Raw genomic sequence first — 14180 nt, 5'->3', positions numbered from 1 at the left:
CATGACCTAGGTCACAAGTCGTGTGATATCACGCACTCCGGACAAATGAGAAGGGCCCGGAACCGTGTCGGTTCCGGGCCCCCTCTTCGGCACCTACGCCTGCGGCAGGCGCTCCAGCTGCGCCTGGATGCGGGCGATGTCCTCGTCCGCCTTGGCCAGACGCGTACGGATCTTGTCGACCACGTTGTCCGGGGCCTTGGCCAGGAACGCCTCGTTGCCGAGCTTCCCGTTGGCCTGGGCCTTCTCCTTCTCCGCGGCCGCGAGGTCCTTCGCGAGGCGCTTGCGCTCCGCCGCCACGTCGATCGTGCCGGACAGGTCGAGCGCGACCGTGGCGCCGGCGACCGGCAGGGAGGCGGTGGCGGAGAAGCCCTCGCCCTCCGGCTGGAGCCGGAGCAGCTGACGGATGGCCGCCTCGTGCGGGGCGAGGGCGGTGCCGGTCAGGTCGAGACGGGCCGGGACCTTCTGTCCGGGCTGCAGACCCTGGTCCGAGCGGAACCGGCGGACCTCGGTGACGACCTGCTGGACCAGCTCGATCTCCTTCTCCGCGGCCTCGTCGCGGAAGCCGGAGTCGGCGGGCCAGTCGGCGATGACGACCGACTCCTTGCCCGTGAGCGTGGTCCAGAGCGTCTCGGTGACGAAGGGGACGATCGGGTGGAGCAGTCGGAGCATCACGTCCAGGACCTCGCCGAGGACCCGTCCGGAGACCTTGGCGCCCTCGCCGCCGGCGAAGAACGTGGTCTTCGACAGCTCGACGTACCAGTCGAAGACCTCGTCCCACGCGAAGTGGTAGAGCGAGTCGGCGAGCTTCGCGAACTGGTAGTCGTCGTAGTACGCGTCGACCTCGGCGACCGTCTTGTTGAGACGGGAGAGGATCCAGCGGTCCGTCGCGGACATCTCCGACGGGTCCGGCAGCGGGCCCTCGACCGTCGCGCCGTTCATCAGCGCGAAGCGGGTGGCGTTCCAGATCTTGTTGGCGAAGTTCCGGGAGGCCTTGACCCAGTCCTCGCCGATCGGGACGTCGACGCCCGGGTTGGCGCCGTTGGCCAGGGTGAAGCGGACGGCGTCGGAGCCGTACTCGTCCATCCAGTCCAGCGGGTTGACCGCGTTGCCGAAGGACTTCGACATCTTCTTGCCGAACTGGTCGCGGACCATGCCGTGCAGGGCGATGGTGTGGAACGGCGGGGTGCCGTCCATCGCGTACAGACCGAACATCATCATCCGGGCGACCCAGAAGAAGAGGATGTCGTAGCCGGTGACCAGGACGGAGTTCGGGTAGAACTTCGCGAGGTCGTCGGTCCGCTCCGGCCAGCCCAACGTGGAGAACGGCCACAGGCCGGAGGAGAACCAGGTGTCCAGGACGTCCGTGTCCTGGTGCCAGCCCTCGCCCGTCGGCGGCTGCTCGTCCGGTCCGACGCAGACGATCTCGCCGTTCGGGCCGTACCAGACGGGGATGCGGTGGCCCCACCACAGCTGGCGCGAGATGCACCAGTCGTGGAGGTTGTCGACCCAGTCGAAGTACCGCTTCTCCATCTCCTGCGGGTGGATCTTGACCTTGCCGTCGCGGACCGCGTCACCGGCGGCCTTGGCGAGCGGGCCGACCTTGACCCACCACTGCATCGACAGGCGCGGCTCGATGGTGGTCTTGCAGCGCGAGCAGTGGCCGACGGAGTGGACGTACGGACGCTTCTCGGCGACGATCCGGCCGTCGGCCCGCAGCGCGGCGACGATGGCGGAGCGGGCCTCCAGGCGGTCCAGGCCCTGGAAGGGGCCGTGGGCGGTGATGACCGCGCGCTCGTCCATGACGGCGAGGTTCGGCAGGCCGTGGCGCTGGCCGATCTCGAAGTCGTTCGGGTCGTGCGCCGGGGTCACCTTGACGGCGCCGGTGCCGAACTCGGGGTCGACGTGCTCGTCGGCGACGACCGGGATCCGGCGGCCGGTCAGCGGCAGCTCGATCTCGGTGCCGACGAGGTGCTTGTACCGCTCGTCGTCCGGGTGGACGGCGACGGCCGTGTCACCGAGCATCGTCTCGGCGCGGGTGGTGGCGACGACGATGGACGCGTCACCCTCGCCGTACCGGATGGAGACGAGCTCGCCGTCGTCGTCCTGGTACTCGACCTCGATGTCCGAGATGGCCGTCAGACAGCGCGGGCACCAGTTGATGATGCGCTCGGCGCGGTAGATCAGCTCGTCGTCGTACAGCTTCTTGAAGATGGTCTGGACGGCCTGCGAGAGGCCCTCGTCCATGGTGAACCGCTCGCGGGACCAAGCGACGCCGTCACCGAGGCGCTTCATCTGGCCGGAGATCTGACCGCCGGACTCGGCCTTCCACTGCCAGACACGCTCGACGAACGCCTCGCGGCCCAGGTCGTGGCGGGACTTGCCCTCCTTGGCGAGCTCCCGCTCGACGACGTTCTGGGTCGCGATGCCGGCGTGGTCCATGCCGGGCTGCCACAGCGTCTCGAACCCCTGCATCCGCTTGCGGCGGGTGAGGGCGTCGATCAGCGTGTGCTCGAAGGCGTGGCCCAGGTGGAGCGACCCGGTGACGTTCGGCGGCGGGATGACGATGGTGTACGCAGGCTTGTCGCTCTTCGCGTCGGCCTCGAAGTAACCACGCTCTACCCAGCGCTCGTACAGCTTCCCCTCTACTTCGGCCGGCGCGTACTGGGTCGGCAGTTCGGGGTTGGCTGCTGGCTGCTGCTGAGTGTTCTCGGTCACGGGGTCAGTTTAGGGGTGCGACAGGGCTGTCCCGAAACCCGATAGTTCCGTAACGGTGTGCCCCCCGCCGCCCCTGCGGGGCACGGCTTCCGACAGGATGTTCGCTACGCATAAACATCCTGTGAGGGGAACCTGTCCATGAGCTACAACCAGCCGGGTCCGTACGGCGGTCAGCCTCAGCAGCCCGGACCGTACGGTCAGCCGGGCCAGCCCGGCCCGTACGGCCAGCCGCCGCAAGCGCCGCAGCCCGGCTACGGCTACCCGCAGCAGGCACCCCAGGGCGTGCCGCCCCAGCAGCCCTACGGCTACCCGCAGCAGCAGCCGGGCCCGTACGGCCAGCCTCCCCAGCAACCGCCCTACGGCCAGGCCCCCGGCGGCTACATGCCGCACCCGCCGCCGGCCCCGAAGAAGAAGACGGGCCTGATCATCGGCGCATCGGTCGTGGCCCTGGCCCTGGTCGCGGGCGGCGCGTGGTACTTCACGGCGGGAGGTGGCGGCTCGTCGGTCGCGAACGACGGCCCGCACAAGCTGATCACGCCGGAGACGGTCCTCACGGAGTACAAGAAGGCCCCTGACAGCGGCAACGGCAGCGACAAGGAGTCGCTCAAGGAGGCCCAGCAGAACGGCGTGAAGAACGCCAAGAACGTCAGTGCCGCGTACCAGGTGAAGGACCCGAACAACCCGCTCGGCACGAAGATGATCTCGTTCAGCGGCCTCTACGGCGAGATCGACGACCCCGAGCAGGTGGTCGACACCGTCTTCGCCACCATCAAGAAGGAGGCCGAGAAGGACAAGGGCAAGGCTGACGAGCCGCAGCTCGTCGGCAGCCCCGAGAGCTACGAGCCGGCGGAGCTCGACGGGGCGGTCCTCAAGTGCCAGCAGGCGAAGTCCGAGGCCAACGCGGCTGAGTCCACTCCGGCGTTCACCATGACCATCTGCGTGTGGGGCGACCACAGCACGGTGGGCTTCGTGGTTCCGATGGACATGGGCGCCATGATGACCGGCAAGGCGGGCTCCGCCGAGGAAGCGGCGAGCCTCACCGCCAAGCTCCGCAAGGAAGTCCGCGTCAAGCTCTGACCGCGTACGGAACGAGAAGGGGCGCCTCCACCAGTGGTGGGGGCGCCCCTTCCTCGTACAACTCGCCTACGCGCTAGGCGCTCTTCTCGTGCCGCCCGTCGTTCTTCACGATCCGCGGGACCAGCGTCGGGTTCACGTTGTTGTGGACGACGTCCGCCGTGATGACCACGCGGGCCACGTCCTTGCGGGACGGGACCTCGTACATCACCGACATCAGGACCTCTTCCATGATGGCCCGCAGGCCACGCGCTCCCGTGCCGCGCAGGATCGCCTGGTCGGCGATGGCCTCCAGGGCCGGGCGGTCGAAGTCCAGCTCCACGCCGTCGAGTTCGAAGAGGCGCTGGTACTGCTTCACCAGCGCGTTGCGCGGCTCGACGAGGATCTTGAGCAGGGCCTCGCGGTCGAGGTTGTGGACCGAGGTGATGACCGGGAGGCGGCCGATGAACTCCGGGATCATCCCGAACTTCACCAGGTCCTCCGGCATGACCTCCTGGAACTGGTCGCTCGCCTCGATCTCGCGCTTGGAGCGGATCGTCGCCCCGAAGCCGATGCCCTTGGCGCCCGCACGCGACTCGATGATCTTCTCCAGGCCGGCGAAGGCGCCGCCCACGATGAAGAGCACGTTCGTGGTGTCGATCTGGATGAACTCCTGGTGCGGGTGCTTCCGACCGCCCTGCGGCGGTACGGAGGCCGTGGTGCCCTCCAGGATCTTGAGGAGCGCCTGCTGGACGCCCTCGCCGCTCACATCGCGCGTGATCGACGGGTTTTCGCTCTTGCGGGCGACCTTGTCGATCTCGTCGATGTAGATGATCCCGGTCTCGGCCTTCTTGACGTCGTAGTCGGCCGCCTGGATCAGCTTGAGCAGGATGTTCTCGACGTCCTCGCCGACATACCCGGCCTCCGTCAGCGCCGTCGCGTCGGCGATGGCGAACGGGACGTTGAGCATGCGCGCCAGTGTCTGGGCCAGGAGCGTCTTGCCGGAGCCCGTGGGGCCCAGCAGCAGAATGTTGGACTTCGCCAGCTCGATGGCGTCGTCACGGCCCGCCCCGCCGCCGTTCTCGCCGGCCTGGACGCGCTTGTAGTGGTTGTACACCGCGACCGAGAGGGCCTTCTTCGCGGGCTCCTGCCCCACGACATACCCCTCGAGGAACTCGTAGATCTCGCGAGGCTTGGGGAGCTCCTCCCAACGCACCTCGCTCGTCTCCGCGAGTTCTTCCTCGATGATCTCGTTGCAGAGGTCGATGCACTCATCGCAGATGTACACACCGGGTCCCGCGATGAGCTTCTTCACCTGCTTCTGGCTCTTTCCGCAGAACGAGCACTTGAGCAGATCGCCGCCATCACCGATGCGTGCCACGAGGTGCTTCCCCTTCGCCTGGGAGCGCCTGGTTCAGCGACTCCTGGTGCCTCATATTCGACGGTACCTTGCCGGGCCCCCCGTTCGGGCCCCCCTTGGCACGGTTCACATGGTCGTGATTCGGCCACGCGGACCGTGCCAGGGGAAGGTCGAGCGTCAGGCTGCCGCGGCGGCCGTGCTCTTACGGGTCGAGACGATCTGGTCGACCAGGCCGTACGCCAGGGCGTCCTCGGCGGTCAGGATCTTGTCGCGCTCGATGTCGTCGCGGATCTTCTCGATCGGCGTCGAGGAGTGCTTGGCCAGCATCTCCTCCAGCTGCGTGCGCATGCGCAGGATCTCGTTGGCCGCGATCTCCAGGTCGGAGAGCTGCTCACGGCCGGTGCCGCCGGACGGCTGGTGGATCAGCACACGGGCGTTCGGCAGGGCCATCCGCTTGCCGGGCGTACCGGCGGCGAGCAGCACGGCCGCGGCGGAGGCCGCCTGGCCCATGCACACCGTCTGGATGTCCGGCTTCACGAACTGCATCGTGTCGTAGATTGCGGTCAGCGCGGTGAAGGAGCCACCGGGGCTGTTGATGTAGATCGAGATGTCACGGTCCGGGTCCATCGACTCCAGGCACAGCAGCTGCGCCATGACGTCGTTGGCGGAGGCGTCGTCGATCTGCACGCCGAGGAAGATCACGCGCTCCTCGAAGAGCTTCGCGTACGGGTCGTACTCGCGGATGCCCTGCGAGGTGCGCTCGACGAAGCGCGGGACCACGTACCGGTTGTCCATCGGCGCGCCGGTGTAGAGGCCGCTCGGGGAGAGGTTGTTCTGCATCTGGATGTTCACCGTCCTGGTGGCGTTCGGCGGGGGCTGGGACTCTTCAACGGCTGCCGGGCTCAGGCGCCCGTGCCGCCGCCGCCGGGAACGCCCGCGGCGTGGGTGATGATGTCGTCGATGAGGCCGTAGTTCTTGGCCTCCTCCGCGGTGAACCAGCGGTCGCGGTCACCGTCGCGGATGATCGTCTCGACGGTCTGACCGGAGTGGAGCGCGGTGATCTCGGCCATGCGCTTCTTCGTACGGAGAAGGTACTCGGCCTGGATCTTGATGTCCGAGGCGGTACCGCCGATGCCGGCGGAGCCCTGGTGCATCAGGACGTCGGTGTTCGGCAGCGCGAAGCGCTTGCCGGCGGAGCCGCCGGTGAGCAGGAACTGGCCCATGGAGGCCGCCATGCCCATACCGATGGTGACGACGTCGTTCGGGATGTACTGCATGGTGTCGTAGATGGCCATGCCGGCCGTCACCGAGCCACCGGGGCTGTTGATGTAGAGGTAGATGTCCTTCTCCGGGTCGGCGGCCAGGAGGAGCATCTGCGCGGTGATCTTGTTGGCGATCTCGTCGTCGACCTGCTGGCCGAGGAAGATGATGCGCTCGCCGAGCAGCCGGTTGTAGACATGGTCGCCGAGGCCACCACCGATGGACGGCTCACCCGCGGCGTAAGGCTTCAGATTCGTCACGTATCCACCTGCTCGTCTCCGACGGCCCCCAGGCCGTCTCAGCGTCTCGTTCAGAGGGCAGTGCCCTCGTATTCATGGACCCTAACGCGCAGGTAGGACAACGCCATCCCGGTTCCCGAACTGTTCGCTGGGAGCGCAAGGTTGTCAGGGGCGCGAGGGGGCCTGTACGGGGCGTGCGGACGGGGCGCGCGGCACCTCTTCACGCAGGCCGGCGTCCGGGCCCTCACGCAGGCTCTCGCGCAGGCTCCACGTGAGAGGCCAGGCCCGCGTCAGTCCCCGCGTACGGGCACGGGCCCGGCGCACAGCAGTGCGTCCGGGCCCGTGGACCTGCGGTTCAGCGCGAGGCTCAGGCCTCGTTCTTCTCCTCGGCGACCTCGGTCTCGCCGGTGACGGCCTCGACCGCCTCCGCGGCGGCCTCGGTCTCGTCCTCGTCGTCCTCGAGGTCGACGACCTCACCGTTGGTGTCGACGACCTTGGCGGACTCGACGACCACCGCGAGGGCCTTGCCGCGGGCGACCTCGCCGACGAGCATCGGCACCTGGCCACCCTCGACGACGGCCTGGGCGAACTGGTCGGGGGACATGCCGGAGGAGGCGGCGCGGCGCATGAGGTGCTCGGTGAGCTCCTCCTGGCTGACGTTCAGCTTCTCCTTGTTGACGAGCTCATCGAGGATGAACTGCGTCTTGATGCCCTTCTCGGCCTGCTCCTTGGTCTCCGCCAGGAACTCTTCCTCGGTCTTGCCCTGGATCTCCAGGTACTTCTCGAGGGTGAGGCCCATCTGGCCGAGCTGGTGGTGCTCCAGGTTGTGCTTGCGGGTGTTGATCTCGTCCTCGAGCAGCTTCTCGGGCATCGGGACGTCCGCCAGCTTCAGCAGCTCGTCGAGGACGCGCTCCTGGGCCTGGGTGGCCTGGTCGAACTGCTTCATGTTCTCGAGGCGCTTGCGGCTGTCGGCCTTGAGCTCGTCGAGGGTGTCGAACTCCGACGCGAGCTGCGCGAAGTCGTCGTCCAGCTCGGGGAGCTCACGGGCGGCGACGGCGGTGACCTTGACGGTGACCTCGGCGTCCTTGCCCTCGGCGGAGCCGCCCTTCAGCTGCGAGGTGAAGGTGGCCTCGCCGCCGGCCTCGAGGCCGGTGACGGCCTCGTCGATGCCGTCGAGGAGCTCGCCGGAACCGATGGTGTACGAGACGCCCTGGGCGACACCGTCGGGCAGGACCTCGCCGTCGACCTTGGCCTCGAGGTCGATGGTGACGACGTCACCCTCGGCCGCGGCGCGCTCGACCGGGTTGGTGGAGGCGAAGCGCTCGCGCAGCTGCTCCACGGACTTCTCGACGTCCTCGTCGGTGACCTCGACCGCGTCGACGGTGACCTCGATGCCGGAGTAGTCCGGGATCTCGATCGTCGGGCGGATGTCGACCTCGGCGGTGAAGGCCAGCAGCTCGCCGTCCTTCAGCTCCGTGATGTCGACCTCGGGCTGACCCAGCGGGTTGACCTCGGCCTCGTTGACGGCCTCGGTGTAGAACTTCGGGAGCGCGTCGTTGACGGCCTCTTCCAGCACCGCACCACGACCGAACCGCTGGTCGATCACACGAGCCGGGATCTTGCCCTTGCGGAAGCCCTTGACCGTGACCTGCTGGTTGATCTTCTTGTACGCCGCGTCGAGGCTGTCCTTGAGCTCCTCGAAGGGCACCTCGACAGTGAGCCGAACCCGGGTCGGGTTCAGGGTCTCCACGGCGCTCTTCACGGTTCGGTCTCCTTGGTGGCTGATTCTTGGATTCTGCCGATGCCGCTTGGTGGCGGTTCCGGCCGATCGGCCCGGTCAGAGAGACACACGGGCACGCAGCTTGCATAGTAACCGCAAGCGGGATGACGCCCACAACGCGATCTTGTGATCCATGATCTTGGTGGTCGGGGTGGCGGGATTTGAACCCACGGCCTTCCGCTCCCAAAGCGGACGCGCTACCAAGCTGCGCCACACCCCGTCGGTGCGACACGTAGGGTACATGCACGGAGACAGTGCGACGCCCCCTGTTGAAGGGGTGTGCGGGGACCACCCGGGACCCGCTACGATGCTGTCCGTGCCGCGGCCCTCGTGACCTGCGGCGCGACCTTTGCGGGCGTAGCTCAATGGTAGAGCCCTAGTCTTCCAAACTAGCTACGCGGGTTCGATTCCCGTCGCCCGCTCTTCCGGCCTCGGGGCCGGGCCGGAGGTTCACTCCTCCGGCCCGGCCCCGAGGCGTTTTCCGTGGTGCGGCCGCAGAGTGGGTGCTGTCCCCGTCTTTCTTTCTGCCGCACCGGAGGCAGCCGTGAAGGATCTCAAGTTCGAGCAGAGCCACCCGATGACAGTGATCGAGGCGGCGGAAGTGCTGGAGAGGCTCGCGGAGGGGATGAGACACGGCGGCCTGGTGGAGCTGTCGCTCATCACCGGAGAGCTGACCGTGCGGATCCCCGACGAGCTCTGGACCGAGGTGGAGTGGGAGGTCGGCGACGGGAAGATCGAGCTGGAGATCGAGTTCACCTGGCCGATCGGGACGTCCCGAAAGGCGTCGGCCCCGGCGGCCGCGAGCACGGAGAAGCCCACGAAGCCCACGAAGCCCGCCGACCCGGAGAAGCCCGCCCGCCCGGAGAAGCCGGTGCGGAGCCGGAAGGCCGCGCCCGCCAAGCGCACACGGACGAAGCGGACCGCCGCGAAGACGGCCTGAGCCGCACGGGGTCCGCTGTCGCCGCCCGGACGGCGGGCGTCGGTTCAGAATTTGATGGAGCTCACGGTCTGCGTTATCGAGTCCAGGAAGCGCTGGATGTCGTCGGCCATGCCCGTGGAGGCAAGGAAGAAGCCGAAGAGCACCGCGACGACGGCCGGGCCGGCCTTCAGGTTTCCGCCGCGGATCAGCACCACCAGGATGATCGCCAACAGCAGCACCACGGATAGCGAAATGGCCACAACTGATCACACCCTCGGTCGGTCCCACCTAGCCGCCCGGGAGCGCACGTCACAGAACACCCCCGCTGCATCCATCGTGCCACCAACTTCTTGCCCACCGACGCCGGGTGACGAATCGTCGACGTAGGAATCGAGCCAACCCGCGATATTTCGTCTTGATCGTCCTGGGTGGGGTCAGTCGGTGGAGAGCCCGAGGAGCCCTCGTACGGTGGCGTACTTCACGGTCAGCCGCGCCCGGGTCGGCTCGTCGAGAACGGCCAGGCGAGCCGGGTCGGCGTTGTGCGCGAGGTCGGCCTCTTTGACGAGCAGGGCGCCCGGGACCGCGAGGATCCGGCGGGTGTACGACTCCAGGTCCTCGCCCGGACGCTTGGTGAGGGCTAGGACCATGTCCTTGACGGAGCGCGGGAGTTCGGCCGATTCCAGCCACTGCGCGGAGAGCGCGTCGTCCTCGACGGAGTCGTGCAGCCAGGCCGCCGCGATCTGCTCGTCGCTCCCGCCCCGGGCCCGTACCCCCTCGGCCACCGCCCGCAGATGCTCGGCGTACGGGCGGCCCGCCTTGTCGGTCTGGCCCTCGTGGGCCGCGACGGCGAGGGATTCGACCTGGGCGAGGGTGAGGTGCGGCATGCGCCGACTCTACGGCGCGGCGTGCTCGGTGCGCTTGGGCAGGGCCATGGTCTCAGGTCTGGCGGCTGATGAGCAGCAGCGCGCGGTCGTCGTTGACGTCCTTGGCGCAGGCCTCGATCAGGTGCCAGGCCGCGCCCTCGAAGCCGGAGGCGACATAGCGGTCGGCCTCGCCCGTGAGGCGGTCGATGCCCTCGGCGATGTCCCGGTCGGCGGCCTCGACGAGCCCGTCGGTGAAGAGCATCAGGACGTCACCGGGCTGGAGCGAGCCCTTGACGGGGTGGAACTCGGCGCCGTCGTAGACACCGAGGAGCGGGCCCTCGCCGGACTTCTCCTCCCAGCGGCCGGTGCCCGCGTGGAGCTGGAGCGCGGGCAGGTGACCCGCGGAGAGGAGTTCGTAGTCCCCCGACTCCAGGTCGAGGACCAGGTGGATGGAGGTGGCGAAGCCCTCGTCCCAGTCCTGGCGCAGCAGATAGCCGTTGGCGGCCGGAAGGAAGCCGTGCGGCGGCAGCGAGCCGAGCAGTCCTCCGAAGGCCCCGGAGAGCAGCAGGGCGCGCGAGCCGGCGTCCATGCCCTTTCCGGAGACGTCGGTGAGCAGGACCTCCAGGGTCCTGCCGCCGTGGGTGCGGGCGGCGACGACGAAGTCGCCGGAGAAGGACTGGCCGCCGGCCGGGCGGAGCGCCATCTCGCGGTGCCAGCCCTTGGGGAGCCGGGGCAGGGCGCTCTGCGCCCTGATCCGTTCGCGCAGGTCGAAGAGCATGGTGCCGCCGCGGCGCCAGGGCACGCCGACGCGGGCCCTGAACTGGGCGATGAGCAGCCCGAAGAGTCCGCAGGCCGCGACGGTCAGAACCGTTCCCGGGGTGACCCGGGCGGGGCCCTGGGTGTACGGGCCGAGCACGACGGACTCGACGATGAGGGCGCCGGCGGCCGCCGCGTACAGCCCGAGCAGGCTCGCGGGGCGCAGCAGCAGTCCCCCGGCGACGATCGGCAGGACGAGCACGGCGGGCGCGCACCACACCGGATTGGCGAGGGTGCCGACGGTGATGGCCGGGATCGTCAGCAGAAGGCCGGCGAAGGCGACCCAGTCGGAGCCCTCGCCGCGGAAGTAGTCGACGGCGGATTTGCGCAGGGAGATGCGGACCCGGTGTGCGCTCCTGCGCATCCGGGCCGAGTACGAGGCGACACCCACGCGACTTCCCATTGGCCTGGACCCTATCCACCCGGTCGGACCTCGTGCAGGGGGACCCCTGAGACATTGCGCGCGAAATCGGGTCGCCTCGGGCTGGTCCGCGCTGGTATCGATGGCATATGACGACTGAACTGCGCGTACTCGGGCCGACGGAGTGGAACGAGTGGTACGGGACGCTGGAGCTCGCGTTCGGCGGTGTGCCGGAGGCCGCGGAGGAGGTTGAGCTCTGGCAGGAGCTGACCGAGTACGACCGCTCGATCGGCGTCTGGGACGGCGAGCGCTGTGTGGGGACGGCCGGCGCGTTCTCGTTCCGGCTCTCCGTCCCCGGCGGGGCGCTCGTGCCTGCGGCGGGCGTCACCATGGTGAGTGTGGCGGCGACGCACCGGCGGCGCGGGATCCTCACCGCGATGATGCGGCGCCAGCTCGACGACGTACGGGCGGGGGGCGAGCCGCTGGCCGTGTTGACGGCCTCGGAGCCGGCGATCTACGGCCGGTTCGGCTACGGCATCGCCACGTACGCGACGCGGGCGACGATCGACACGAACCGGGTGGCGCTGACCGTGCCCGAGGGCACGGACGACGTGGTGCTGCGCCAGGCGGACCCGGCGAAGGCGTCGGGGGCGTGCGAGGCGGTGTACGCGCGCCGGGTCACGGCGCGGCCCGGGATGCTGGCCCGGCAGCCCAAGTGGGAGCAGCTGCCGCTGCTCGACCCGGAGGGCGAGCGGGGCGGGGCGTCGCCGCGGCAGTGCGTGCTCGCGGAGCGGGACGGGGAGGTCGTCGGGTACGCGCTGTACGCGATCAAGCCGGAGTGGTCGCACGCCGGTGCGGAGGGCAGCGTGCAGGTGAAGGACCTGGAGGCGCTGGACCCGGCGGCGGAGGCGGCGCTGTGGCGCTACCTCTGGTCGATCGATCTGACGTCGTCGGTACGGCTCCACAGCCGGCCGGTGGACGACGGCTGGCAGCACCTGGTGTCGGACCTGCGGCGGTGCTCGCCGACCCAGCGGGACGCGCTGCATCTGCGTCCGGTGGACGTGGGGGCGGCGCTGGAGGCACGGACGTATCAGACGCCGGTGGATGTGGTGTTCGAGGTGGCGGACGCGTTCTGCCCGTGGAACGAGGGGCGGTGGCGGGTCACGGGGGACGCCACGGGGGCGGTGTGCGTGCGTACGGACGAGGCCGCGGACCTCGCCTTGTCCGTACGGGAGTTGGGCGCCGCCTACCTGGGCGGGACGTCGTTGGTCTCGCTGGCCGCCGCCGGGCGCGTGCGCGAGCTTCGGGCAGGGGCACTGACCGAGGCGTCCGTGGCGTTCGGGTCGCCCGTGGCGCCGTGGCTGCCGCACGGCTTCTAGCCCGCCGGCCGCGTCAGCGCTGTTGGCAGGTGGGGCACCAGAAGAGGTTGCGGGCGGCGAGGCCGGCGGTGCGGATCTCGTCGCCACAGATGTGGCAGGGCATGAGCGTCCGGCGGTAGACGTAGACCTCGCCGCCGTGGTCGTCGACGCGGGGTGGGCGGCCCATCGCCTCCGGGGTGTGCTCGGGGCGGACCGTGTCGATGCGGTTCAGGCGGACGCCCTCGCGCATCAGGGCCACGAGGTCCGTCCAGATCGCGTCCCACTCGCGGCGCGTGATGTCCTTGCCCGCGCGGTACGGGTCGATGCCGTGCCGGAAGAGCACCTCGGCGCGGTACACGTTGCCGACGCCCGCGATGACCTTCTGGTCCATCAGGAGGGCGGCGATCGTCGTGCGGGACTTCGCGATCCGGTGCCACGCCTTGGCCGGGTCGTCGTTCTCCCGGAGCGGGTCGGGGCCGAGGCGGTCGTGTATCGCCCGCTTCTCGGCGTCCGTGATCAGCGCGCACGTGGTGGGGCCGCGGAGGTCGACGTACGACTCGGTGTTCGTGAGCCGCAGCCGCACGGTGTCCGTGGGCGGCGGCGCCGGGGCGTCTCCGAAGGTGACCTTGCCGAAGAGGCCCAGGTGGATGTGGACCCACTCCTCGCCGGGGAAGCCCAGGAAGAGGTGCTTGCCGTGTGCCTCGGTGGATTCGAGGACCGCACCGTCGAGCAGGGTGGCGGAGTCGGCGAACTTGCCCTGCGGGCTGGTCACCCGCACGGACCGGCCGCCGAACCGTTCCCGGTGGTCGGCGGCCAGTCGGTGGATCGTGTGCCCCTCGGGCATCAGGCGGAGGGCTCCTGCGGGTGGTGGGCCGGGATCGGGGGGAGCTCGCCGGTCGTCTCGTAGGCGCTGAGCATGTCGATCCGGCGGGTGTGACGCTCGTCACCCGAGTACGGGGTGGAGAGGAAGATCTCGACGAACTTCGTCGCCTCTTCCTGGGTGTGCATCCGACCGCCGATGGAGACGACGTTCGCGTTGTTGTGCTCGCGGCCGAGGGCGGCGGTCTGCTCGCTCCAGGCGAGGGCGGCACGCACACCCTTCACCTTGTTCGCGGCGATCTGCTCGCCGTTGCCGGAGCCGCCGATGACGATGCCCAGGCTGTCCGGGTCCGCGGCCGTCTTCTCGGCGGCACGCAGGCAGAACGGCGGGTAGTCGTCCAGGGCGTCGTAGATGTGGGGACCACAGTCGACGGGCTCGTGGCCATGGGCCTTCAGCCACTCGACGAGGTGGTTCTTGAGTTCGAAGCCGGCATGGTCGGAGCCGAGGTACACGCGCATGATCCGAGTGTGGCACGGCCCGCCCTGGGTAGCGGTCGGCGGGGTCGGGGCCTTCGCCCGCGTCGGTGTGGACCTTCGCCCCTTACGCAACGAATCGGAATCGACCCTTCCGATCACC

The 14180-nt window shown here is 69.2% G+C and carries 13 protein-coding genes and 2 tRNA genes; 4 read left to right on the top strand and 11 right to left on the bottom strand.

Features of this window, described 5'->3' with window-relative positions; genetic code table 11:
• Positions 1 to 93: 93 nt before the first annotated feature.
• Positions 94 to 2715 (bottom strand): valine--tRNA ligase, encoded by a 2622-nt coding sequence (locus ACZ3OF_RS05395; RefSeq protein ID WP_361678531.1) that lies wholly within the window; start codon positions 2713 to 2715, stop codon positions 94 to 96.
• 138 nt (positions 2716 to 2853) lie between these two features.
• Between ACZ3OF_RS05395 and ACZ3OF_RS05390 the strand changes: the two genes are divergently transcribed.
• A complete protein-coding gene (locus tag ACZ3OF_RS05390; RefSeq protein ID WP_361678528.1) occupies positions 2854 to 3792 on the top strand; it encodes a hypothetical protein in 939 nt (312 codons plus the stop codon).
• A gap of 73 nt (positions 3793 to 3865) precedes the next feature.
• Here ACZ3OF_RS05390 and clpX read toward each other — a convergent pair whose 3' ends face one another.
• The 5 genes from clpX to ACZ3OF_RS05365 all read right to left on the bottom strand — a co-directional run bounded on the left by clpX (position 3866) and on the right by ACZ3OF_RS05365 (position 8627).
• Positions 3866 to 5149 (bottom strand): ATP-dependent Clp protease ATP-binding subunit ClpX, encoded by a 1284-nt coding sequence (gene clpX / locus ACZ3OF_RS05385; RefSeq protein ID WP_137989313.1) that lies wholly within the window; start codon positions 5147 to 5149, stop codon positions 3866 to 3868.
• Positions 5150 to 5305: 156 nt separating this feature from the next.
• On the bottom strand, positions 5306 to 5968 hold the full coding sequence (locus ACZ3OF_RS05380; protein WP_137994695.1) for an ATP-dependent Clp protease proteolytic subunit: 663 nt from the start codon (positions 5966 to 5968) through the stop codon (positions 5306 to 5308).
• 62 nt (positions 5969 to 6030) lie between these two features.
• Complete coding sequence (locus ACZ3OF_RS05375; RefSeq protein WP_361435043.1) at positions 6031 to 6648, bottom strand: ATP-dependent Clp protease proteolytic subunit; 618 nt, start codon at positions 6646 to 6648, stop codon at positions 6031 to 6033.
• A gap of 346 nt (positions 6649 to 6994) precedes the next feature.
• Positions 6995 to 8389, bottom strand: a complete 1395-nt coding sequence (gene tig / locus ACZ3OF_RS05370) for a trigger factor (RefSeq protein ID WP_361678525.1) — start codon at positions 8387 to 8389, stop codon at positions 6995 to 6997.
• Positions 8390 to 8550: 161 nt separating this feature from the next.
• Positions 8551 to 8627 (bottom strand) — tRNA-Pro (locus ACZ3OF_RS05365).
• A 131-nt stretch (positions 8628 to 8758) separates the two neighbouring features.
• Between ACZ3OF_RS05365 and ACZ3OF_RS05360 the strand changes: the two genes are divergently transcribed.
• Positions 8759 to 8829, top strand: a tRNA-Gly gene (locus ACZ3OF_RS05360).
• 122 nt (positions 8830 to 8951) lie between these two features.
• Entirely contained in the window at positions 8952 to 9347 is a 396-nt protein-coding gene (locus ACZ3OF_RS05355) for an amphi-Trp domain-containing protein (RefSeq protein WP_361678522.1), read from the top strand.
• Positions 9348 to 9391: 44 nt separating this feature from the next.
• On the opposite strand, the gene ACZ3OF_RS05350 is transcribed toward ACZ3OF_RS05355, so the two are convergent.
• The 3 genes from ACZ3OF_RS05350 to ACZ3OF_RS05340 form a co-directional block, all read right to left on the bottom strand.
• The gene (locus ACZ3OF_RS05350; RefSeq protein ID WP_147978023.1) at positions 9392 to 9586 is read right to left on the bottom strand and encodes a hypothetical protein; all 195 of its coding nucleotides are present in this window, start codon (positions 9584 to 9586) and stop codon (positions 9392 to 9394) included.
• A gap of 174 nt (positions 9587 to 9760) precedes the next feature.
• Positions 9761 to 10210 (bottom strand): HD domain-containing protein, encoded by a 450-nt coding sequence (locus tag ACZ3OF_RS05345; protein WP_467302967.1) that lies wholly within the window; start codon positions 10208 to 10210, stop codon positions 9761 to 9763.
• A gap of 52 nt (positions 10211 to 10262) precedes the next feature.
• The gene (locus ACZ3OF_RS05340) at positions 10263 to 11408 is read right to left on the bottom strand and encodes a PP2C family protein-serine/threonine phosphatase (RefSeq protein WP_361678516.1); all 1146 of its coding nucleotides are present in this window, start codon (positions 11406 to 11408) and stop codon (positions 10263 to 10265) included.
• Between the two features lie 107 nt (positions 11409 to 11515).
• Between ACZ3OF_RS05340 and ACZ3OF_RS05335 the strand changes: the two genes are divergently transcribed.
• Complete coding sequence (locus ACZ3OF_RS05335; protein WP_361678513.1) at positions 11516 to 12745, top strand: GNAT family N-acetyltransferase; 1230 nt, start codon at positions 11516 to 11518, stop codon at positions 12743 to 12745.
• A gap of 13 nt (positions 12746 to 12758) precedes the next feature.
• Here ACZ3OF_RS05335 and ACZ3OF_RS05330 read toward each other — a convergent pair whose 3' ends face one another.
• Together ACZ3OF_RS05330 and ACZ3OF_RS05325 are read right to left on the bottom strand one after the other, a co-directional pair.
• Complete coding sequence (locus ACZ3OF_RS05330) at positions 12759 to 13568, bottom strand: Fpg/Nei family DNA glycosylase (RefSeq protein WP_467302965.1); 810 nt, start codon at positions 13566 to 13568, stop codon at positions 12759 to 12761.
• On the bottom strand, positions 13568 to 14062 hold the full coding sequence (locus tag ACZ3OF_RS05325; protein ID WP_361678507.1) for a ribose-5-phosphate isomerase: 495 nt from the start codon (positions 14060 to 14062) through the stop codon (positions 13568 to 13570). The genes ACZ3OF_RS05330 and ACZ3OF_RS05325 overlap by 1 nt, the downstream gene beginning before the upstream one ends.
• Between the last annotated feature and the right edge of the window lie 118 nt (positions 14063 to 14180).

This window comes from Streptomyces sp. NPDC022552 (genome assembly GCF_055561875.1).
Note: the sequence above shows the minus strand (reverse complement) of the source record. Positions and strands in the feature narration are given on the sequence as shown.